19 protein-coding genes are annotated in these 20,368 nt (G+C 64.1%); 9 read left to right on the plus strand and 10 right to left on the minus strand.

Features of this window, described 5'->3' with window-relative positions:
• The first annotated feature begins 28 nt into the window (after positions 1-28).
• From OQE62_RS05885 to OQE62_RS05895, 3 genes are all read left to right on the plus strand, one after another.
• Positions 29-1,171: a 3-oxoacyl-[acyl-carrier-protein] synthase III C-terminal domain-containing protein gene (locus OQE62_RS05885; protein ID WP_265721071.1), complete on the plus strand. Its 1,143-nt coding sequence runs from the start codon at positions 29-31 to the stop codon at positions 1,169-1,171.
• 87 nt (positions 1,172-1,258) lie between these two features.
• On the plus strand, positions 1,259-1,939 hold the full coding sequence (locus OQE62_RS05890) for an iron-containing redox enzyme family protein (RefSeq protein ID WP_265721072.1): 681 nt from the start codon (positions 1,259-1,261) through the stop codon (positions 1,937-1,939).
• Positions 1,940-2,131: 192 nt separating this feature from the next.
• A complete protein-coding gene (locus OQE62_RS05895; protein ID WP_265721073.1) occupies positions 2,132-3,046 on the plus strand; it encodes a DUF6999 family protein in 915 nt (304 codons plus the stop codon).
• Here OQE62_RS05895 and OQE62_RS05900 read toward each other — a convergent pair.
• Complete coding sequence (locus tag OQE62_RS05900) at positions 3,004-4,209, minus strand: MFS transporter (RefSeq protein ID WP_265721074.1); 1,206 nt, start codon at positions 4,207-4,209, stop codon at positions 3,004-3,006. The genes OQE62_RS05895 and OQE62_RS05900 overlap by 43 nt on opposite strands.
• A complete protein-coding gene (locus OQE62_RS05905) occupies positions 4,206-4,946 on the minus strand; it encodes an SDR family NAD(P)-dependent oxidoreductase (RefSeq protein WP_265721075.1) in 741 nt (246 codons plus the stop codon). Before OQE62_RS05905 ends, OQE62_RS05900 begins: the two co-directional genes overlap by 4 nt.
• Positions 4,947-5,052: 106 nt before the next feature.
• Here OQE62_RS05905 and OQE62_RS05910 point away from each other — a divergent pair, with 106 nt between their 5' ends.
• From OQE62_RS05910 to OQE62_RS05930, 5 genes are all read left to right on the plus strand, one after another.
• The gene (locus tag OQE62_RS05910) at positions 5,053-5,667 is read left to right on the plus strand and encodes a TetR/AcrR family transcriptional regulator (protein ID WP_265721076.1); all 615 of its coding nucleotides are present in this window, start codon (positions 5,053-5,055) and stop codon (positions 5,665-5,667) included.
• 515 nt (positions 5,668-6,182) lie between these two features.
• On the plus strand, positions 6,183-8,396 hold the full coding sequence (gene katG, locus OQE62_RS05915) for a catalase/peroxidase HPI (RefSeq protein ID WP_265721077.1): 2,214 nt from the start codon (positions 6,183-6,185) through the stop codon (positions 8,394-8,396).
• Between the two features lie 185 nt (positions 8,397-8,581).
• The gene (locus OQE62_RS05920; protein ID WP_265721078.1) at positions 8,582-9,568 is read left to right on the plus strand and encodes a serine/threonine protein kinase; all 987 of its coding nucleotides are present in this window, start codon (positions 8,582-8,584) and stop codon (positions 9,566-9,568) included.
• A 339-nt stretch (positions 9,569-9,907) separates the two neighbouring features.
• The gene (cysE, locus tag OQE62_RS05925) at positions 9,908-10,729 is read left to right on the plus strand and encodes a serine O-acetyltransferase (RefSeq protein ID WP_265721079.1); all 822 of its coding nucleotides are present in this window, start codon (positions 9,908-9,910) and stop codon (positions 10,727-10,729) included.
• A gap of 24 nt (positions 10,730-10,753) precedes the next feature.
• Positions 10,754-11,554, plus strand: a complete 801-nt coding sequence (locus tag OQE62_RS05930; RefSeq protein ID WP_265721080.1) for a GNAT family N-acetyltransferase — start codon at positions 10,754-10,756, stop codon at positions 11,552-11,554.
• Between the two features lie 13 nt (positions 11,555-11,567).
• Here OQE62_RS05930 and epmA read toward each other — a convergent pair whose 3' ends face one another.
• From epmA to OQE62_RS05955, 5 genes are all read right to left on the minus strand, one after another.
• On the minus strand, positions 11,568-12,521 hold the full coding sequence (gene epmA / locus OQE62_RS05935; protein WP_265721081.1) for an EF-P lysine aminoacylase EpmA: 954 nt from the start codon (positions 12,519-12,521) through the stop codon (positions 11,568-11,570).
• A 264-nt stretch (positions 12,522-12,785) separates the two neighbouring features.
• Positions 12,786-13,352 (minus strand): elongation factor P, encoded by a 567-nt coding sequence (gene efp, locus OQE62_RS05940; RefSeq protein ID WP_265721082.1) that lies wholly within the window; start codon positions 13,350-13,352, stop codon positions 12,786-12,788.
• An 85-nt stretch (positions 13,353-13,437) separates the two neighbouring features.
• On the minus strand, positions 13,438-14,103 hold the full coding sequence (locus OQE62_RS05945; RefSeq protein ID WP_377535372.1) for a hypothetical protein: 666 nt from the start codon (positions 14,101-14,103) through the stop codon (positions 13,438-13,440).
• Positions 14,100-14,894: an aldolase gene (locus tag OQE62_RS05950; RefSeq protein WP_265721084.1), complete on the minus strand. Its 795-nt coding sequence runs from the start codon at positions 14,892-14,894 to the stop codon at positions 14,100-14,102. Before OQE62_RS05950 ends, OQE62_RS05945 begins: the two co-directional genes overlap by 4 nt.
• 45 nt (positions 14,895-14,939) lie before the next feature.
• Positions 14,940-15,671, minus strand: a complete 732-nt coding sequence (locus OQE62_RS05955; RefSeq protein ID WP_265721085.1) for a TenA family transcriptional regulator — start codon at positions 15,669-15,671, stop codon at positions 14,940-14,942.
• A gap of 236 nt (positions 15,672-15,907) precedes the next feature.
• Between OQE62_RS05955 and OQE62_RS05960 the strand changes: the two genes are divergently transcribed.
• Entirely contained in the window at positions 15,908-16,618 is a 711-nt protein-coding gene (locus OQE62_RS05960; RefSeq protein WP_265721086.1) for an autoinducer binding domain-containing protein, read from the plus strand.
• On the opposite strand, the gene OQE62_RS05965 is transcribed toward OQE62_RS05960, so the two are convergent.
• From OQE62_RS05965 to OQE62_RS05975, 3 genes are read right to left on the minus strand one after another with little or no spacing between them, the layout of a single operon-like run.
• Positions 16,615-18,150, minus strand: coding sequence for a class I adenylate-forming enzyme family protein (locus tag OQE62_RS05965; RefSeq protein ID WP_265721087.1), 1,536 nt, complete (start codon positions 18,148-18,150; stop codon positions 16,615-16,617). The genes OQE62_RS05960 and OQE62_RS05965 overlap by 4 nt on opposite strands.
• Before the next feature lie 43 nt (positions 18,151-18,193).
• Complete coding sequence (locus tag OQE62_RS05970; protein ID WP_265721088.1) at positions 18,194-19,012, minus strand: class I fructose-bisphosphate aldolase; 819 nt, start codon at positions 19,010-19,012, stop codon at positions 18,194-18,196.
• Between the two features lie 32 nt (positions 19,013-19,044).
• Positions 19,045-20,367, minus strand: coding sequence for an ABC transporter permease (locus OQE62_RS05975; RefSeq protein ID WP_265721089.1), 1,323 nt, complete (start codon positions 20,365-20,367; stop codon positions 19,045-19,047).
• Between the last annotated feature and the right edge of the window lies 1 nt (position 20,368).

Below are 20,368 nucleotides of genomic sequence, written 5' to 3' on the forward strand. Positions count from 1 at the left end.
CTCAGAATAACAACTGGGCAACGGATTCATGCAGGAAGTCTTTATCACCGGGAGCGGCAGCTTTTTACCCGGTGCACCGGTGGGCAATCGCGAGATGGAATCGCGCATCGGCCTGCTCGGTGAGCACAGCCGCAAGCTCAAGGCGCTGACACTGCGCCAGAACGGCATCCGCACGCGCCACTACGCCATCGATGCCGACGGCAATTACCGCTTTACCAACGCGCAGATGGCCGCCCGTGCGGTAGAGGCGGCCTGCGACAGTGCCCGGCGCGATCCGGCGCAACTGCAATACCTCGCCTGCAGCACCACCCAGGCCGACCTGCTGGTACCGGGTATCGCCAGCAGTGTGCATGGAGAGTTGGGCGGCACTCCGCTGGGCGGCACCCCGCTGGAGATCAGTTCCCACCAGAGTGTCTGCGGCAGCAGCATGATGGCGATCAAGTCCGCCTGGCTGAATATCCGCGCCGGTGAGCACCGCGTCGCCGCCGCTAGCGGCAGCGAGTTTTCCAGCCGCTGGTTCCAGCCGGATTTCTACCGCGCGCTGGATTTCTCCAGCATGGACATGGATGAGGCGCTGCAGTACGAATTCCTGCGCTGGACCCTGTCGGACGGTGCCGGTGCACTGGTACTGGAGGACGAACCGGATCCGGATCGCCCCTGCCTGAAAATCGACTGGATCGAACAGAAATCCTTTGCCGACCGCTTCCCCACTTGCATGTACGCCGGCGCCTTCGGCAGCGGCCCGGAGGACTCCCGTCCCTGGTCCCACTACGGCTCGCCCGGCGCCGCCTACGAACGCGGTGCCATCATCCTGCGGCAGGATTTCGACCTGCTGGAGCAGATGTTCCCGGTGTGGATGGGGTATTTCCTCGAGGTGCTGGACAAGCACAATCTGTCGCCGCGGGATATCCGCTACTTCCTGCCGCACTACTCGGCCCGTTCCCTGGGCGAGCGGATGAAGACACTGCTGACCCGCTCCGCCGCAATGATTCCGGAGGAGCGCTGGCGCAACCACCAGCGGGAAGTCGGGAATGTGGGCTCCGCTTCGGTTTTTCTGCTGATCGACCGGCTGCTGCGGGAGGAAAAGTTGCAGCGGGGCGATCGCATACTGTGTTTCGTACCGGAGAGCGGTCGTTGCCTGGCCTCGTTTATGGGGCTGACGGTGGTGTAGCGGCGGCTTTACAGGCGGGGCAAGTGCACCCGTCTCTGTCGTTGCCGCGGGCTCCGCCCCTCGAAGTGAGAACAAAAAGGTAGAGATATGGAAGTTGTAGAAAACGAATCCACAGCGGTGATCCGCGAACTCGGCAAGACCTGGGCGGATTTCGAGGGTCGCCTGGTAAAGGTGCCGATCATTGCCCGGGGGCTGCGCGGCGCCCTGCGGCTGGAGGACTACCGGCTGTTGCTGCACGATCACTACCAGCAGGTGCTCGACGGCTCCCGCTGGATTGCCTGCGCGGTCTCGTCCATCGGTCGCGAGCACCTGGAGCTGCGATCGCGTTTTCTCGAGCACGCGCGCACCGAGCACCGCGACTACGAAATGCTAGAGCGGGACTATGAATCCGCGGGCGGCGATATCGCGGCGCTGCGCCGCGGCCGCCAGAATATCGGTTCCCGGGCGCTGTCCGCCTGGATGTTCCAGTGCGCCGGCCGGCCCGATCCGCTGGACCTGCTGGGAGCCATGTTTATCATCGAGGGCTTGGGCAAGCACTTCGCCGGAATTTTTGCCCGCGCCCTGCAACAACATCTGGGGCTCGAGCCCGGCCAGGTTTCATTTTATCGTTATCACGCCGAGCATGACGAAGACCACCTGGGAGAACTGCAGGAGGTGCTGGAGTCGGGCGTGTTGCAGGTCGACGGCCTGGCGGAGCGGATACTGGAGACGGCGCGGGTGACCGGGCGGCTCTATCTGTTGCAATTGGAAGAGTTGGGGAACTACTAACGCAGCGCGGGATTAGTTCCGGGAGCTGGAGCGGGGTGCGCCTTTCCGGGACACGCCGTTAATACGTCCCTGTAGGCTTGTCTGCGAGGTCCCTCTCGCAGACAGTCCCGGAAAGGCGCACCCCGCTCCAGCTAGTGCTACCGGCTGACCTCGTGGATTTCTAAACCTGAACCACTGAATTGAGAGACTGGCATGAGCTGGAACAGTGATTTCGAAAACGAACGCATCGACCGCCGCGACCCCAACCCCTGGCTGGCGCTCTACCTGGACCGCAGTCTGCCGATCCACGAGCCGGCCAAGAAGGCACTGCTGGCCGGCAACAACACCTGGTCGCGCCGCCTGCTGCTGCCGGTGGTGCGGCCGCTGGCGCGGCTCAGTATCGTGCTGGTGCAGCTGCTGCGCATCGTCATTCCCGAGCGCTGGAATTCGTCGCGGCTGCTGCACAGAACCATCTACTGGGGCCTCAAGTATTTCGTCCGCCGCGATGCCAACTACCTGATACTGCGCCATTTCCATATCGGCACCGAGATGCTGCAGTTTATCGCCGACAATGTCCGCGAGGTAAAAATAGACAGCACCCGGCCTCTGCGCCCGCGCAACCTCGAGGATCTGCTGCAGGACACCTTCCTGATCCACGACCTGAATATCTACAATTTTATCGCCGAGCTGAACGAACAGTTGCGCCGCGACGACCGCGATATCGACGCCGCCGACCGGCTGGATTTCTCCGCCATTACCGACGGCGAATTCGAGCTGGATGCGGGCGGGAACCACGTCACCAATGTGCTCGACCTGCAGACCGCGATCGAGATGTACACGCCGCTCTACGCGCTCTTCCTGTCCGACCACGACTTCTGGCGCGCCAGCAATTCCCTGCAGCTGGACGAAACCGTCTCCATCTATATCGGCAAGCTGTTGAACGACGGCATGGCCCTGTCGCTGGTCAGCAACCGCCACCCGATGGTGCCGCACACGACACTGCAGGCCGGTTTTCGCCTGATGTTGCACGGGCTGGATGCAGAGTTGCTGCACGGCTACCTGCGCCGCTTGAAGTCGGAGAGCCGCTATTCCGGTGAAATGCAACGCGAAATATCGGAGCCTGCCTGAGTCTGCCCTGTCCCGGCTGGTTCGCGGCCACACAGGAGCAGCGCTGCGAGTAGCGCTGCGGCGCCGACCGCCGCCGTGGCGGGCCCGAGCAGCGCGATCTGTGTGTGCGCAATCACCTGCCCCCCGAGTAGGGCACCACCGGCGATGCCCAGGTTACAGAGGGATATATTCAGTGAAGCGGCAAAGGCGTCCGCATCCGGTGCCGCCAGCATGACCCGCACCTGGCAGGTGACGAAAGCCGCGGTGTGTGCTGCACCCCAGACGGCGACCAGAAGGAATGTGGCGAGCGCGGATCCGGAGGCGAGGGGCAGGGCCGCAACCGTTACCGCCAGTATCGCCGCGATCAGTGCGGTCAATGTTGTCGGCAACTGTTCCACTCTCCGCGCCGCCAGCCAGTTGCCCAACACACCCGCGATGCCGAAAATCAGCAGCGCCGGTGCCAGCAACTGCTCGCGCAGGCCGCCGATGCGGACCACCAGCGCGGCGATATAACTGTAGCTGGTAAACATCGCGGTAAACAGCAACGCGGACAGCAGCAGGTGGCCGAGAAAGCGGGGGCGGCGCAATACGCCGACAGCGCCTGTACCCGCGCCACTGCCGTGTCGTTCCAGGGTCGGCAGGCTGGATCGCACCGCGATAGCGGCCAGCGCTGCCAGAACGCCCAGCGCGGTAAATACCGCCCGCCAACCGACGGTACCCGCCGCCGCCACTCCCGCCGGAACTATGGCGACTGTGGCGACCACTGTACCGAGGTTCACCCAACCGAGGGCGCGGCCGGCGTTGCCGCGACCGGCCACCTGTGCGGCCGCACTGCTGGCCACGCCGATAAATACCGTCAATGCCGTGCCCTGTGCCAGGCGCACACCGAGCAGTAGTGGAAAGGAAGGTGCGGCGGCCGCGGCCAGGTTGCCCAGGCAGAACAGCAGCAGGCAGGCCCCAAGCAGGTTCCGCGGTTGCCAGTGTTCGCTGAGCAGGGTGGCGGCGGGGCCAAACAGTGCCGCTGCCAGGGCAAATCCGGACACCAGCCAGCCCGCCGTGGACAGGGAAACGCCCAGGTCGGCGGCCAGTATCGGCAGTAGCCCGATGGCGACAAATTCCACTGTCGCAATCACCGCGGTGGCGATGGCAAGCGCGGGAACTGCCGCACCGCCGCGTCCCGTCACGCGTTACTGCCGCCGTCGATGGTGAACTCGGCGCCGGTGACCGAACGCCCGTCGGGGCCCGCCAGCCACGCGACCATGCCGGCGATATCCGAGGGTTCGTTGTAGCGTTGTATCGCCATGGTGCCGCGCTGCATATCGGACAGTTCGCCATCGGCCGGGTTCATGTCGGTATCGGTGGAACCGGGATGGATCACATTGACGTTGATCCGGCGCTCGCCCAGGTCCCGCGCCAGGCCGCGGGTAAATCCGACCAGGGCCGCCTTGCTCATCGCATAGAGACCGATACCGGGCCAGGGCACCTGCAGCGCCAGGTTGCTGCCGATGGTCAGAATGCGCCCGCCGTCGGGCATATGCCGCAGCGCGGCCTTGCTGGCCCCGAATACTGCGCGCACATTGATATCCATGGTGCGATCGAAATCTTCCAGCGTCAGCTGATCGATAGTGCCCGTGTGAAAGATACCAGCGTTGTTGATGAGAATATCGATAGCGCCGTAGCGCGCGGCCACTTCCTCCACCGCAGCTTCCAGCGCCTGCGCATCGCGGTTATCGGCCCGCAGTGCCAGCGCCTCGCCGCCGGCGGACTCGATTTCGCGGACCAGGGTGTCGGCGCCGTCACGCGACTGGCTGTAGGTGATCGCGACCCTGGCACCGTCTCCGGCCAACCGCTGAGCAATGGCCGCGCCTATGCCGCGGCCGCCGCCGGTTACCAGTGCCGTTTTTCCCGTTAGTGGTTGCATCGTTCAATCTCCTATTTTGTAGTGATCGATACATAATATGGGCGACTTGCCATCTCGGGTCAAGTGGGTTATTAAATGATCATTACAGAATTGATGGAGGAAGGTCATGGGTGAACGGGGACGACCGCGCAATTTCGATCGCCGGCAGGCGCTGCGCTGCGCGATGGAACTCTTCTGGCGAAAGGGCTTTGACAACACCTCAATGGCCGATTTGACGGAAGCCATGGGGCTCAGGCCGCCCAGTATCTACGCCGCATTTGGCAGCAAGGAAGCCTTGTTCAACGAGGCCCTGGAGCTCTATGTGGCCAGCGAGGGCCGGGAGATCTGGGACGGAATAGACACGGCGCCGAGCGCCCGCGCGGCGATGGAGCACCTGCTGAAATCCACCGCCAGGAGTTACACCGCGGGGCCGGGGTTACGGGGCTGCATGGTCGTGCTGGCGGCGCCGCAGATGGAGGGGGCCAACGCCGCGGTGAGCGAGCGCCTGAAAGCCGAGCGCGCCGGCAATGTGGCGGTACTGGAACGGCGCCTGAAACGCGCCGTATCCGAGGGCGAGATAGCGCCGCGAGTCAGCTGCCGGGCCATCGCCAATTACTTTGCCACTGTTCAGCACGGCATGTCGATACAGGCCCGCGACGGCGCTTCGCGACGCGCACTGCTGGCGGTGGCCGACTGTGCCATGGCCGGCTGGGATGCACTAGTAGGCCGCTCGCAAAGTTAGGTAACAGTTCGCTTCGCCAAATCGTCCGGTTCTGCGTTGAGAAAGCTTGAACCTGAATCCGTGACTTCAGGTCGGATGCAGAGCGTAAGATATTGGCGTCACAGTGGATTTTCCGAAGGAGTGGCGTATCGGTGACTACGGCCGACTGAGGAAAATTCGCTGTGGCGTCAAGAGCTTGCGCTCGGCGCCGTCATGAAGTCACGGATTCAGGTTGAAGTAACGCTGCTATTCCAGCGCTTTCTCGCCTTGATCTGAACGGTTTGGCTGTGTTCCTTTGTTACCGAACTGTACAAGCAGCCCACTGGCCGGTCGTTGAGAGATGCTGAAAGCGCCATTCGCGCCCGGACCCGTCGCGGGCAGACCTCCCTCCCCCATTGGTATAATTGTTCACTTTTTCGGCGACAGAGGAATTGCTCTCTACTATCAGGGCAATAATAACGTCTAATTTCCCCGTCATTGTGCGCCCCTATAGGCTTTACCTGCTCAATAGCGAAACCATTAAGGGACGCAATCCAATGCTCAAGAAAACACTACCGATAGCGGCGGCGCTGGCTGTGGCCATCTCCGCCAACGTCGATGCCGCGGACGCCCCCATGTCCAATCAGGACTGGTGGCCCGACAGGCTCGACCTGCAACCCCTGCGCCAGCATTCCGAGAAGTCCAATCCGCTGGAAGATGACTTCGATTACGAAGCGGCCTTCAACAGCCTGGACCTGGACGCGGTCAAGAAAGACATCGAGGAAGTGCTGACCACCTCCCAGGACTGGTGGCCCGCCGACTACGGTCACTACGGCCCCTTCTTCATCCGCATGGCCTGGCACAGTGCCGGTACCTACCGCGTCTACGACGGCCGCGGCGGCGCTGGTGGTGCCCAGCAGCGCTTCGAGCCGCTCAACAGCTGGCCCGACAACGTCAGCCTGGACAAGGCGCGCCGCCTGTTGTGGCCGGTGAAGCAGAAGTACGGCAACAAGATCTCCTGGGGCGACCTGATGGTGCTGGCCGGCAACGTGGCACTGGAATCCATGGGCTTCGAGACCTTCGGCTACGCCGGTGGCCGCGTGGACGAATGGGAAGCCGACACCGTCTACTGGGGCTCCGAGCGCGAGTGGCTGGGCCAGGACAAGCGCTACTCCGGCGACGACCAACTGGAGAAGCCGCTGGCCGCTTCCCAGCTGGGCCTGATCTACGTCAATCCGGAAGGTCCGGGTGGCAACCCGGACCCGAAGCTGGCCGCCGACCGCATTCGCCAGACCTTTGGCCGCATGGCGATGAGCGACGAGGAAACCGTGGCGCTGATCGCCGGCGGTCACACCTTCGGCAAGGCGCACGGCGCGCACAAGGCCAGTGACTGCATGGGCGACGCCCCTGCCGGTGCCGGTCTGGAGCAGCAGGGCCTGGGCTGGAAGAACAAGTGCGGCAAGGGCCATTCGGAAGACACTGTGACCAGTGGTCTGGAAGGGGCCTGGTCCTCCAATCCCACCAAGTGGACATCCGAGTTCCTGACCTGGCTGTTTACGTTTGACTGGGTGAAAACCGAGAGCCCGGCGGGCCACACCCAGTGGGAGCCGGAGAATGCCGAGGAGTCCAAATTCGTGCCGGACGCGCACGTCGAGGGCAAGCGCCACGCGCCGATGATGTTCACCACCGACCTGTCGCTGAAGTTCGATCCGGAATACCAGAAGATCGCCAAGCGCTTCCACGACAACCCGGACGAATTCCAGCTCGCCTTCGCCAAGGCCTGGTTCAAGCTGACCCACCGCGACCTGGGTCCGCGGGCGCGCTACCTGGGAGACGAGGTGCCGGCAGAGAAGCTGATCTGGCAGGACCCGATCCCGGCAGTGGATTACACCCTGATCGACGAGGGTGATGTCGACGAGCTGAAGGAAGAGATCCTGGATGCCGGCCTGAGCGTACCGGAGCTGGTCCGCACCGCCTGGGCTTCCGCCTCCACCTTCCGCGGTACCGACATGCGCGGCGGCGCCAACGGCGCGCGCGTCCGCCTGGCACCGCAGAAAAACTGGGCCGTGAACGACCCGCGCGAGCTGGACAGGGTCCTGGACGAGCTGGAGGAAATTCAGGAAGACTTCAACGACAGCGCCTCCGGCGACAAGAAAGTCTCCCTGGCCGACCTGATCGTGCTGGGTGGTGCTGCCGCCATCGAGAAGGCCGCCGCCGATGCGGGCCACGATATCGAGGTGCCCTTCACCCCGGGCCGCAACGACGCCACCCGGGCGCAGACCGACGTACAGGCGATGTCCTTCCTGGAGCGCAAGGCGGACGGTTTCCGCAACTACTACAGCAGCGATGCCCACCTGATGCCGGTGGACATGCTGATCGACCGCGCGGACCTGATGACCCTGAGCGTACCGGAAATGACCGTACTGGTCGGCGGCATGCGCAGCCTGGGTGCCACCAGCGGCGACTCCAGAAACGGTGTCTTCACCGATCGCCCGGGAACCCTGAGCAACGACTTCTTCGTCAACCTGCTGGACATGTCCACCAAGTGGTCCAAGTCCTCCGAGGAAAACGGCCTCTACGTGGGTTACGACCGCGAAAGCGGCGAGAAGAAGTGGACCGCCACCCCGGTGGACCTGGTGTTCGGCTCCAACTCCGAACTGCGCGCCGTGTCCGAGGTCTACGCCATGAACGGCAGTGAAGACAAGTTCGTGCAGGACTTTGTCGACGCCTGGAACAAGGTGATGACCCTGGACCGCTTCGACCTCAAGTAATCCCATCTCTCACAGGATGTGATCGGGGCCGCAACCGGGTTGTGGTCCCTGAGAACGGCGGTGTCGAACGACACCGCCGTTTTTCGTCGGCGCGCCGGATCGCGACCGCCGCGCCATCCTCCCCGATTGTCCCCGCCGCCGTCGCCGCGTTAGCATAATCGCCCATAACGCAGCCGGTATCCCCCATGTCCCAGAGTCAGCACCCCTACGACGCCCTTACCCCGGATACCGTTATCGACTGTGTCGAAAGCACCGGGCTGATCAGCGACGTGCGCATCTTTCCCCTGAACAGCTACGAAAATCGCGTCTACCAGGTGGGCATCGAGGACAGTGAACCGCTGATCGCGAAGTTCTATCGCCCCGGCCGCTGGAGCGACGAGCAGATCCTGGAGGAGCACCGCTTCACCCTGGAACTGGCGGCGGCGGAGATCCCGGTGGTGGCGCCGCTGACGTTCGACGGCCGCACCCTGATGGAACACCAGGGTTTCCGCTTTGCGCTCTTCCCGCGGCGCGGCGGCCGCCAGGTGGAGCTGGACAACTTCGAACACCTGGAGCAGGTGGGCACCATGCTCGGGCGCATCCACGCGGTGGGCAGTGCGCGCCCGTTCGAATACCGCCCGGCGCTGACACTGCAGCATTTCGCCATCGACAGCCGCGAGTTCATCCTGCGGGGTGACTTCCTGCCGCGGGAAAACCGCGAGGCCTACGACACCATCACCGCGGATATCATCGAGCGCATCCAGCCCGTCTTCGAGCAGGACTGGCAGACGCTGCGCCTGCACGGCGACTGCCACGCCGGCAATTTCCTCTGGCGCTACGAAACCCCCTGGTTCGTCGACCTGGACGACTGCCTGACCGGTCCCGCGATCCAGGATATCTGGATGCTGCTCTCCGGCGACCGCGTCGACCGGACCGCCTACCTGGACGCGGTGATCGAGGGCTACGAGACCTTTTCCCGCTTCAATCCGCAGGAACTGCAACTGATCGAACCGCTGCGCTGCCTGCGACAGATGAATCACGCCGCCTGGCTGGCGCGGCGCTGGCAGGACCCGGCATTCCCGATGGCGTTTCCGTGGTTCAATAGCCCGCGCTACTGGGCCGAGCATATACTGGCACTGCGCGAGCAGCAGTCGGCACTGCAGGAGCCGCCGCTGACGCTGGGGGCGGTGTAAGGTGGACGGCGGGTTTTGTTCTGGGAGCCGGAGCGGGGTGCGTCTTTCTGGGACACGCCGTAAATCCATTTCTGGAGGCTTGTCCGCGAGGTCCCTCTCGCAGACAGTCCCAGCAAGACGCACCCCGCTCCGGCTAGTGCCAGCAGCAGGTGCCTCGAATTCTGAAACTTTGAAGAGCAAAGTCGTCAAACTGCCCGATTGCAGCGAGGCGAGGCCCTGACGCCGGGGGCCTTCTGGGAGACGATTGCCGATGAGGCTGTCGAGCAGAAGGCCCCCGGCGCCAGGACCGACTCGAAGCCCCAAACCCGCGGTGCCTCCAAACGAAGGAGTTGGTAAAAAATGGAAGCCATCCAATCACAGCAAGCAGAGGACGAACTCTGGCAACAGATCCGCAGTGGCGTGGCCCAGCAGGTGGAGCGGGAGCCGATCCTGGCCAGCTACCTGCACGCCACCATCCTCAACCACCCCACGCTGGAGTCCGCCCTGAGTTTCCACCTGGCGAACAAGCTCGACAGCCCGGTGGCGCCGGCGCTGCTGATCCGCGAGGTGATCGACGAGGCGCTGGCCGGGGACCCGGCCATCGGCGGCGCCGCGCGCGCGGACCTGAGCGCGGTCTACCAGCGGGACTCCGCCTGCCAGTCCCTCTACGAACCCTTTCTCTATTTCAAGGGCTACCACGCCCTGCAGGCCCACCGCGTGGCCCACTGGCTGTGGTTGCAGAACCGCCGCTCCCTGGCGCTGTTCCTGCAGCACCGCATCTCGGTGGTGTTCGGCATCGATATTCACCCGGCGGCCACCCTGGGCGAGGGCATACTGCTCGACCACGCCACCGGTATCGTCATCGGCGAGACCGCAGTGGTGGACGACAATGTCTCCATCATGCAGTCGGTGACCCTCGGCGGCACCGGCAAGGAGAGCGGCGACCGCCATCCCAAGGTGCGCTGCGGCGTGCTGATCGGTGCCGGCAGCAAGGTGCTGGGCAATATCGAGATCGGCCAGTGCGCCCAGGTCGCTTCCGGCAGTGTGGTACTCAAGGACGTGCCGGCGCAGAAAATGGTGGCGGGCGTTCCCGCCCGGGTGATCGGCGACGCCAGCTGCGCCGAACCGGCGCTGTCAATGGACCAGTGCGCGCTGACCCAGGTGGACAGGCAGTTGCCCTGACGGTATGAAGACTATCCTTAAGACATGAAATACAGTCTCAGCGCCAAGAATCTCGTCTGCCGAAACCTGGAATCCCGCGCCAGCTACTGCGCGGACCTGTTGCACGCGGACAGCACCAGGGAGATCACCGGCGTACTGCGCAGCGACAGCGGCCTGCTGTCGCACACCTTCAACCAGGCGGTGACCAACTCGGTGATGCCGGCGCGGATACTGCAGCGCTTTGTGGTGGACTATTTTGCCGAACGCCACAGCCCCTTCACCCTATGGCACTGCGCCAACAAGCCCCTCGACGACAGCGAGATGCTGGAGCTGGGGCTGAAACGCGGCGAATCGCGGGTGGCGATGGCGGTGGAAGTGCAGCGCCTGGCGGCGGACGAATCCCTGCCGCCGGAACTGGACGGCAAGCTGCAGATCGGCCAGATCGATGCCGAGCAGCTGGACGAATACGGCGAGCTGCAGGCGGCCCCCTACAACGGTGCCCGCGAGGGGGCGCAGATCCGCAAGTTCTATCAGCAGCTGCGGGAAGTGCCGGAGCAGAAGCGCAGCCGCCTGAAGTTCTACTTGGCGCGCCTGGACGGCGAGGTGGTCGCCGGCGGCTGCCTGTTCGCCTCCGCCGACGCGCTGGGTTTCTACGACATGGTTACCCGCGAGGATTACCGCGGCCGCGGTATCGGCCGGGCGCTGTTCCACCACCTGGTGGCCCAGGCGTTGACCAGTCACCACAAGCACGCGGTGGCCCTGACACCGGAGAATCGCCAGGAACTGTTGCTGGAGGCCGGTTTCTTCGCCGTGGGGGACGTGGCCACTTACCGTTTCGAGCCCTGATTCCGGCCCCCGCTCAGGCCCTCTCGATCGGAAACGCCATCACCTCGTCGATACGCTGGTAACCGCCGGCCAGCATCAACAGCCGATCCACACCCAGCGCCACCCCGGCGCACTCCGGTATCCCCGCCCGCAGGGCGCCCACCAGGCGTTCTTCAAATGGCCGCTCGATCAGCCCGTGTTCGCGCCGGTAGCGCTGGTCCGCCCGGAAGCGGCGCAACTGCTCCTCGGCATCGGTCAGTTCCCAGTAGCCGTTGGCCAGCTCCAGGCCACCGGCATAGGCCTCGAAGCGTCGCGCCACCGGGGTGCCGGTGTCGTCTTCCAGTACCTTCGCCAGCGCCGCCTGGGAGGCGGGGAAATCGTAGAGTAGGGTGATACCGTCGCCCATGGCGGGTTCCAGCCGGTGGCTCATCAGCAGGTCCAGGCACTCGTCGCGATCCGCCGGTTCGAACGACAGTTCCAGCTCGCGGGCGGCGCAGGCGCGCAGCGTGTTGTCATCGGCCGTGTGTGGGTCCAGCTGCAGCTCCCGCTGGAAGAGTGCGCGGTAGCTCAGCGACTGTACGTCGTTAATGCCGAGCACCCGGCTCAGCAGCTCGCCCACTTCGCGCATCAGCCGGCGGTCGTCCCAGTCGCAGCGGTACCACTCCAGCATGGTGAATTCCGGGTTGTGGCGGCCGCCGGCCTCGCCCTCGCGGAAGGCCCTGCCGAGGCTGTAGCAGTCGCCCAGCCCCGCCGCCAGCAGCCGCTTGAGCGCGAATTCCGGGCTGGTGGCCAGCCAGGCGTCGGCGCCGTTGCAGTGCGCAGCTATCGACTGGATATGCGGATCGCTGGTGGCGCGGCGGGACAGCAGCGGCACCTCCACTTCCAGCACATCCCGCGCGGCGAAAAAGCGGCGGATATCCGCCAGCAGCGCCGCGCGCCGGCGCAGGGCTTCGAGGGAGGCGGTGGGTTGCCAGGAATTCTCGGTCATAGGGAGGGAGTGGCGTGGATTGGAGCTGTAGGGTGCGCCGTGCGCACCATTGATCGGGCCTGTGGAGGCTGCCGGAGCTTGGGGCCCGTAAGCAGATGCCGGGGCGGCCCTGCTGTCGGTGGTTGTTTGTGAAACGATTGCCGATGAGGCTGTTGAGCAAACAACCACCGACAGCAGGGCCTTCGCGTCCGGCCTCGGTATTCTTTTTGACATTGATCGGCCGGTGCGCAGGGCGCACCCTACCGAGGGCCACGGGGCCCGACCCTACTTGGCCCGCCCCAGATACTCCCCGGTGCGGGTATCCACCTTGACGGTCTCGCCGATCTCCAGGAACAGCGGCACTTTCACCACCGCGCCGGTGGACAGGGTGGCGGGCTTGGTGCCGCCTTGGGCGGTGTCGCCCTTCAGGCCCGGGTCGGTATCGGTGATTTCCAGGATCACGTGGTTGGGCGGGGTCACCGCCAGCGGTGCGTCGTTGTACAGTGTTACCACATAGGTGTCCTGCTCCTTCAGCCACTTGGCGTTGTCGCCCACGGCGTCGTTGCTGGCCGGGTACTGCTCGAAGGAGTTGGGTTCCATGAAATAGTAGAATTCGCCGTCGTTGTAGAGGTACTCCATCTCCAGGTCCATCACGTCGGCGGCTTCCAGGCTCTCGCCGGAGCGGAAGGTGCGCTCCCAGACGCGGCCGGTCTTCAGGTTGCGCAGCTTCACGCGGTTGAAGGCCTGGCCCTTGCCGGGTTTGACGAATTCGTTATCCACGATGGAGCAGGGGTCGCCATCGAGCATCACCTTCAGGCCGCCCTTGAATTCGTTGGTGGAGTAACTAGCCATAGAAAGAAAACTCTGCTGGTCGTCGATTGATGCCGCGGGATTATACAGGACCACTGCGCCCAGAACGAATCGATCAATCGGCCCACTAGGAGCAGGAGGTCACGCAGTATTCCGCCGGTATCCGCACCGGGTAGAAAGCGCCGCTGAAGGTCGCGACTATGGTCAGCCCCAGCAGCAGGCCCAGTGCCATCAGTGCAACGGCGGCGCGATCGAGGGTCGCGGTGGGGAGGCGTGCCCGCAGCAGCCAGCGCAGACCGCAGGCCAAGTGCGTAAAATAGGCAGCCACGGCCAGGGTGTAGTAGGGCGTAAAAAAAACAGGAAAGGCGCCCAGGTTCAGGGTGGCGGCGGCGAAATTGAAGTTGGTGTCGAGCCCCTGACTGCGGCCGTAGAGCACGGCACCGACGTGAAATAGCAGGAAGAAGGCCAGGTAGCCGCCCGAGATGGCCTGGGCGCGATCGAAAAAGCCGCGCCGTTGGCCCCGACGTCGCAGGATAAAGGTGATGCCGGAGGCGACCTGGAAAAATACACAGATCAGCAACAGAAGTTCTACCGGCGCGGCGCGGTAGACTTGGCGGTAGCTGCGCATAAAGTCGATGTGTGCCTCGACTCCCGCCAGTGCGACCAGGTGATTGGTCAGGTGGAAAAGCACGTAGACGCTGATCAGCAGTGCCGAAATTCGGTGCAGTCTGTGCAACATGGGGCCAACTCCTTTACCTCTGATACCTCTGTGCCGGCCAGGGCGCCGACTCAACTGAGCGGGCTCTCCCCGCCGCTGCCGATCTCGCGCAGGGCCCTGCGCGCGTAGTAGGCGAAAGTGGCCTGGGTGCGCTTTTCCTGAAGGACCCAGTCGTGGGCTTCGCGGGCCAGTCCGGCGTCAATATCGCGAATGCCGCCGGCGGATTCCGCCAACAGTTGCAGCCGGGCCGTGCGTTCACACTGGATCGCGATCACGCAGGCCTCTTCCACCGAGCTGCAGGCCACCACCAGGCCGTGGTGGGCGAGCAGTGCGGCGCGCTTGTCGCCCAGCACACCGGCAATGATTTCCCCCTCGTTGTTGCCTACCGGCACTCCGGGCCATTCTTCCAGGAAAGCGATGTCATCGTGCAGGGGGCAGCTGTCCATGTGCGCAATCTTGAGTGGTCGGCCGAGCATCGACAGCGCGGAGAGATGTTGCGGGTGGGAATGCACTATGCAGCGCACATCCGGTCGCGCGCGGTAGATCCAGGAGTGGAAGCGGTTGGCCGGGTTGGCCATGCCGTCGCCGGACAGTACCTGTAAGTCTTCGTCTACTGCGAGCAGGTTGGATGCCGTTATCTCGTCGAACCCCAGCCCGAGGCGCTGGGTGTAGTAGGTACCGCTAGACGGTGCGCGCGCAGTAATCTGGCCGGCGAGGCCGGAATCGTGTCCCCGGGCGAACAGGATGCGGCAGGTCAGCGCGAGCTTCTCCCGCAGTGACCAGCCGGGGATGCTGAGGTGTGTGTGCATCTGCTCGCGGGCGCGCTCCACCAGTTCGCCCTTTTCCATTGTCAGGGTTTCAGCCACGGTTTTCTCCTGTGTTGACTGGCTGTTTGCGCTTCTACAGGCGCCTCAGGCAGGTATAGCCCCAGTCATGTGTTCTTGCAGTTCTGCACCGTTTCGTTGTCGGTCGCGGTGGGCCGCCTCGATGGAGTCGAAAAAGTGCATGCGGGCTTCTACGATATCGCGCCCGGCGTCGAGCATAATGTCGATCTGCTTTGAGTCGGCGGAGGCGATATCCACCATGATGTCGCGGATGGTTTCCGCGTGGCCGTCGTCACACTCGATATGCAACAGGAAAAACTCAATGGCCCTGTCCTCGATGCCGCAGCTGCGAAAGCCGGCCACCAGGTCGGTGTAGAGGTCGGGCACCAGCGCCTCGGCCCCGAGGCACAGGGCGCCCAGCCCGGCACTTGGCGACAGTGCACGACAGTGGTGGAACATGCGTTCTATCAGGTGGCGGGTGCCCGCCAGTGGTTCGGCGCCGGCAAGGTTCAACCCGAAATGTTGCAACATTTCGCGATAGATCAGGTGGTGCGGCTGTGGGCTGTCGGGTTCCAGGCCCAGTTCTTCGAACAGGTTGTCCGCCAGTGCGAGTACTTCATCGTTGCCGGGCAGGTTTGCCATCATCGCGCACAGGTAGCGGGTGAAGTAAGTGCTGTAGAACCCCTGTTGCACAAGGAACAGTTTCAGTTCCTCCAGTTTGACCTCGCCCCGGCGACAGCGCACCAGAAAGGGGTGGGTGCGGGCGCGCGCGATCAGGTCGCTCTTACTGGCCTCAAGCAATTCAAGTTGCATATCCATCGAGTGTTTACTCCTTATTTCCGGTTGGTGTGTGCCTTGCCGCCGCGCGGCTTTGTGGTTGTCCTTTTCTGGCGCAATGCCGGTTGAATCGAGCGCAACAGGTTGTTGCGATTCGGCAATTTTTTCTGCATGTCATAGAAGTGCGCTACAATCGGCGTGTCTTACACGGGTAAAACAGAATAAATTTTCAATTTTTCTCTGATTCTTGGGGGGATGCCTTGCGCCCGCAAATGGAAGTGATTCGGGCCTTGCCGGACCTGTTGTCCGCGCAGACCTTTGACCAGGTCAAAGAACGGATTCAGCGTTCCGTCAGTGCCATCGGGTATGACTATTTTCTGATCGGTATCGAAGCGTCGCCGGTCGTCGGCAAGTCCCGACACACGGTGGAGACCAACTACCCGCGCAATTGTGTCGAGCGCTACAACCGCCAGCGCTGGGTGGCCTGTGATCCGGTGGTACGTCACTGCCGGCAGTCGCCGGTACCACTGGTCTGGCACCGGGCGCACTTTTCGGGGGAGGCCCGGCAGCTGTACGAGGAGTCCGTTGCGCACGGAATATCCACCGGCGTGGCCACCGCCGTGCGCGGTGCCGCGCAGAGCCGTGCGATGATGATTTCGGTGGCCAACGGCGAGATCTACAGTTCCAAGCTCGAGGCCTGGCTGACGGAAACAATGCCGACGATCCAGTTGCTTGCATCCTATGCCTACGAAGCCATCAGCCGTATTGAGGAAGCCTCTACATCGGCTGCGATTGGCCTGACGCGGCGCGAGGATGAATGCCTGCACTGGGCCGCGGCCGGGAAGACTTCCTGGGAAATCTCGCGCATCCTCGGCTGTTCGGAGTCGACGGTGAATTTCCATTTCCGCAATGTCATCCATAAACTGGGGGTCTCCAACCGACGCCAGGCCGTGGCTCGCGCTCTGTCGCTGGGATTGATCAAACTCTAGGCCAGCATCGCGCCGGCCTTGGCTTTTGCCACCGGGTCTTCAGCCAGGCTGCGCAGTTCCTGGCGTTTCAGCTTGCCGCTGGGGGTGGTGGCGATATCATCCACCAGCTCTATACGGTCGGGCCGCAGCGCGCGCGGGTGAAGCTGTTGGCGGATGCGCTTCATCAGGTCGTCGATCAAGGCGCTGGCGGTATAGCCGCCGCCGTTGGCCACGACATAGGCGCGCAGCCGTGTCAGTCCCTCCTCGGTTGCCACTGGCAGTGCCGCCGCCCTGGCGACGCGCCTGTCCGCCAGAAGAAATTCCTCCAGCTCCTGCGGGCTGACCCAGTGGCCGGCCACCTTGATACGCTCGCTGTCGCGGGAGAGGAAGTGCAGTCCGTCGGCATCGCGCAGGAAGAGGTCGCGGGTGTCGAACCGGGCCGGCACCGGCTCCAGCAACAGATCCAGGTGCGGGCTCAGGTAGCCGAGCATCAGGCAGCCGCCGGAGATGCTCAGGGAGAAGGCGCCGTCGCTGCCGTGGGGTGTCTCGGTATAGAGGAAGCCCTCCACCCGCTGCAGAGCTTCCGGCCCGCTGGCGGTTTCCGACAGGTAGGGAGCGAAGGTCTCGGTGGTGCCGATGGAGTTCAGCACCCGCGATCCGCTCCACTCCTGCCAGCGCTGTCGAATCACTGCCGGCAGCCGCTCACCGGCGGACAGAGACAGGCGCAGACTGTCGAGGCGGTAGTCGCGGCGCGCTCGTGACATCAGCAGGTGGAACAGGGTTGGCACTGCGAGGAATACGCTGACCGACTCCGCCTCAATCACATCGAGGAATTCCGTGTGCTGCTGCCACTGGGGTAACATCACGGCGGTGGCCCCCTGGCTCAGTGGCACATGCAGCCCCTGCAGGCCGAAGGAGAAGAAGGGGCCGGTGCTGGCCAGCACACGGTCGTCTGCGCATATATCCCACAGGGTGCGGCTGACAGTGCGTTCAAATTCCCAGAATGCACGGTGGCTGTGCACGCACAGTTTGGGTCGGCCGGTGGATCCGGAGGTTGCCAGTACCAGGGCCGGCCGCAAATCCAGGCTGGCGGCGAGGTCGCTCACCTCGTTCAACTGGCCTGCGATATCCCCGGCCAGGCTGAGCTCTTCCACCGGCGTCATCTTCTCTACATCCGGCAGATCAGTGCAGGAGTCCGCGAGTACCAGTTGCGGATCGAAATCCTCCCACAGTCCCTCGTAGTGTTCCTGCGGCAGGTCCGGGTGCACCATGAAGGGCAGGTGACCGGCGCGCATCGCGCCGAGCCAGTAGACGGTATTCTCCAGCGTGGCCCCGCCCACCAGGGCTATGCGCTGCTGGTAGCGACTGCCGGCGAGCCTTACGTTCAGCTCCTGCGAGACGGCCAGGGTCAGTTGTTGCAGTTGGCGGTAGCTCAGGGTGCGGCGGCCCGCTCGACCGCACTCCACCAGTGATGGATGGTCGCCCCGTCCGGCGCGGACATGCCGGTCGACGAGCAGGTCGACACTGCTGGGGCTGGCATCAATATGAATCATGGCAAATCTCTCTCTTCAGGTACGAGACAAAGTGGGGACGCTGTCAAACGGCAATTTCGGCCTCATCTTCCTGTAGGGCGGTGCGCCGAACGCTGAAATCCACGGGGGCGCCGCTGCGGAACACACCCAGTAGCCGGTGCAGGGTCGACGGCGGGTTGGAACGCTGGAAGACGTTGCGGCCGACGCAGATGCCGCCGGCGCCGTGGCGCACAACGGCGCCGGCCAGGTCGGTCAGGGCGCGTTCGTCCGCCAGAGCGCCGCCGGCGAACAGAACCGGGGTGTGGCTCTGTACGCCGTCGAGCAATTCCGGCATCTGCTCCAGCGAAGGTGGCGCAGCCACTTTCAGCGCATCCACGCCCAGCTCCATCGCGGCGCGCATGAAGTGGCGCATGCGCGCCAGCGCCCCGTGGTCTGATGGCGCCTTGTCGTACACCATGTTCAGTACCGGCAGGCCCCAGGCGTGGGCCTCGTCCACGATGCGCCCGGTGAGGCAGAGGTTGTGCGACGCAGTGGCGGGGGAGAAATTGGTCTGCAGGGAAACCGCGTCGGCCCCCAGTCGCACAGCGGCTTCCACACTGGTTACCAGCTGTTTCACGTCCGGCTGTTCGTCCGAGCTGAGCGCGCCGTTCAAGTGCACCACCAGGCCACAGCCGGATACGCCGCCGAGGCGTTCGGCAAAGCCCTTGTGCAGCACCACGCCGGTGACCACCTCGGGGCTCAGCCACCGCAGTATTTCCTCGGGTTGGCTGATCCCCGGTATCGGACCCATGGTCAGGCCGTGATCCAGCGGTATCACCAGCGCCTTGCCGGACTGGTTGTCGACGAAGCGTTCCCAGCGGCGTCTGCGTGCCATTTCAGTCATTGAAATTTCTCCTTTCCGTGTCAGGGCGGTTGTCACGCGTCCGAGAGTACGGCGCGGATGGGCCGTCTCAGTATCTTGCGGGTGGGTATGGAACTGGCGAATGCGGCGAGCAATACCACGCCCAGCGCGGTGGCCACGTAGGTCGGGATGACCCAGGCCAGGTCAACCGGGACGGCGTTGCTGGAGCCGGGTGGGGTCCACATTATCTGCGCCGCGCGCACGGCCCAGACAATGATGGCGGCGCCGCCGACCCCCAGTAGCGCGGCGGCCAGCGCCAGCCAGCTGTTCTCCAGCGCAGTCAGCGCCAACACAAAGCGGCGGGTAAAGCCGAGGCTGCGCAGGGTGGCGAACTCTCGCGCGCGCTGGGCGAAATTCATGTAGCTGGCATTCAGCAGGCTGGTGAAGCCGATGGCGCAGGCGATGATGGCGATAAAGTTCAGGAAGCCACTCAGCACCGCTTTCACCTGCCGGTAGAAGGCGGCGCGGTCGGACCAGCGGAAGACCTCGACATCCTCCAGGCCGGCCGCGCGCATCTCCGCGGCGATACGGCTGTGGGCGGCGTCCAGGTCGGCACCGTCCTGCAGCAGCACGTGGTACTCGCTCACATCCTCGGTGTTCAGCAGCGCCTGGGCGTCGGCCATGGGCATCACCACCAGGCGGTCGTTAATCTCCTTGATCCCCCAGTCCATAATACCGGTGGGTACCGCGAAGGTGGCGTTGATGCGCGCTGAGCCGCGTGTGGAGGCCGTCAGTTCCAGCGGCCCCGGCGGGCAGTTCATGGGACGTGTCTCGGGGGTATCGCCGGGTTTCAGTGGTGCGAAGCCCACGTCGGGCACGTCGCAGCCCAGGATTGCGGCCAGGCCCTGGCCCAGCACCAGTGGGTGGGAGCGCTCCTCCATCCACAGCGGTGTGCCGGCCACCACGTCGTACTCGTAGGCGGGGCCCTTGATGCGGCGAATCTCCTGAACATCCTGGCCGATGCCGGCGAAGATGGTGCTGACCTGTGCGTTCGACACCATGCCGGAGATGCGCAGTACCCGCGCGCGGGTCACCACCTGCGGGTCGGCCTCCAGGACCTCGTCGATGCGTCGCTGTATCTCGCCGGTCAGCGGCAACTGGCCGGCACCTTCCACCTGTTTTGCCAGCTCGGATGCGGGGCGCTCAATGACCAGGTGGCCGCGGGCCCCCCAGCGCATGAAGGCGTCGCGGATCAGTTCAATGTTGGACTGCATATAGCCGGAAAGGAGGCACAGGGCCAGGATCGACACACTCATCACGATGAAGGTGCCGAGGGATTTGTTGCCCTGTCGCAACAGGTTGCGCAGGGACATACTCAAAAGCAGTTTGGCGGTCATG

This window comes from Microbulbifer halophilus, assembly GCF_026183675.1.
GTDB classification, from domain to species: domain Bacteria; phylum Pseudomonadota; class Gammaproteobacteria; order Pseudomonadales; family Cellvibrionaceae; genus Microbulbifer; species Microbulbifer halophilus.

Bases quoted from the DNA above. Each gene is read 5' to 3' on its own strand.
- OQE62_RS05970 (WP_265721088.1), bottom strand. From the start codon at position 19,012: ATGACTGAAATGGCACGCAGACGCCGCTGGGAACGCTTCGTCGACAAC.
- OQE62_RS05955 (WP_265721085.1), bottom strand. From the start codon at position 15,671: ATGGATATGCAACTTGAATTGCTTGAGGCCAGTAAGAGCGACCTGATC.
- cysE (WP_265721079.1), top strand. From the start codon at position 9,908: ATGGAAGCCATCCAATCACAGCAAGCAGAGGACGAACTCTGGCAACAG.
- epmA (WP_265721081.1), bottom strand. From the start codon at position 12,521: ATGACCGAGAATTCCTGGCAACCCACCGCCTCCCTCGAAGCCCTGCGC.
- OQE62_RS05930 (WP_265721080.1), top strand. From the start codon at position 10,754: ATGAAATACAGTCTCAGCGCCAAGAATCTCGTCTGCCGAAACCTGGAA.
- katG (WP_265721077.1), top strand. From the start codon at position 6,183: ATGCTCAAGAAAACACTACCGATAGCGGCGGCGCTGGCTGTGGCCATC.
- OQE62_RS05890 (WP_265721072.1), top strand. From the start codon at position 1,259: ATGGAAGTTGTAGAAAACGAATCCACAGCGGTGATCCGCGAACTCGGC.
- OQE62_RS05895 (WP_265721073.1), top strand. From the start codon at position 2,132: ATGAGCTGGAACAGTGATTTCGAAAACGAACGCATCGACCGCCGCGAC.
- OQE62_RS05975 (WP_265721089.1), bottom strand. From the start codon at position 20,367: ATGACCGCCAAACTGCTTTTGAGTATGTCCCTGCGCAACCTGTTGCGA.
- OQE62_RS05905 (WP_265721075.1), bottom strand. From the start codon at position 4,946: ATGCAACCACTAACGGGAAAAACGGCACTGGTAACCGGCGGCGGCCGC.
- efp (WP_265721082.1), bottom strand. From the start codon at position 13,352: ATGGCTAGTTACTCCACCAACGAATTCAAGGGCGGCCTGAAGGTGATG.
- OQE62_RS05885 (WP_265721071.1), top strand. From the start codon at position 29: ATGCAGGAAGTCTTTATCACCGGGAGCGGCAGCTTTTTACCCGGTGCA.
- OQE62_RS05910 (WP_265721076.1), top strand. From the start codon at position 5,053: ATGGGTGAACGGGGACGACCGCGCAATTTCGATCGCCGGCAGGCGCTG.
- OQE62_RS05965 (WP_265721087.1), bottom strand. From the start codon at position 18,150: ATGATTCATATTGATGCCAGCCCCAGCAGTGTCGACCTGCTCGTCGAC.
- OQE62_RS05920 (WP_265721078.1), top strand. From the start codon at position 8,582: ATGTCCCAGAGTCAGCACCCCTACGACGCCCTTACCCCGGATACCGTT.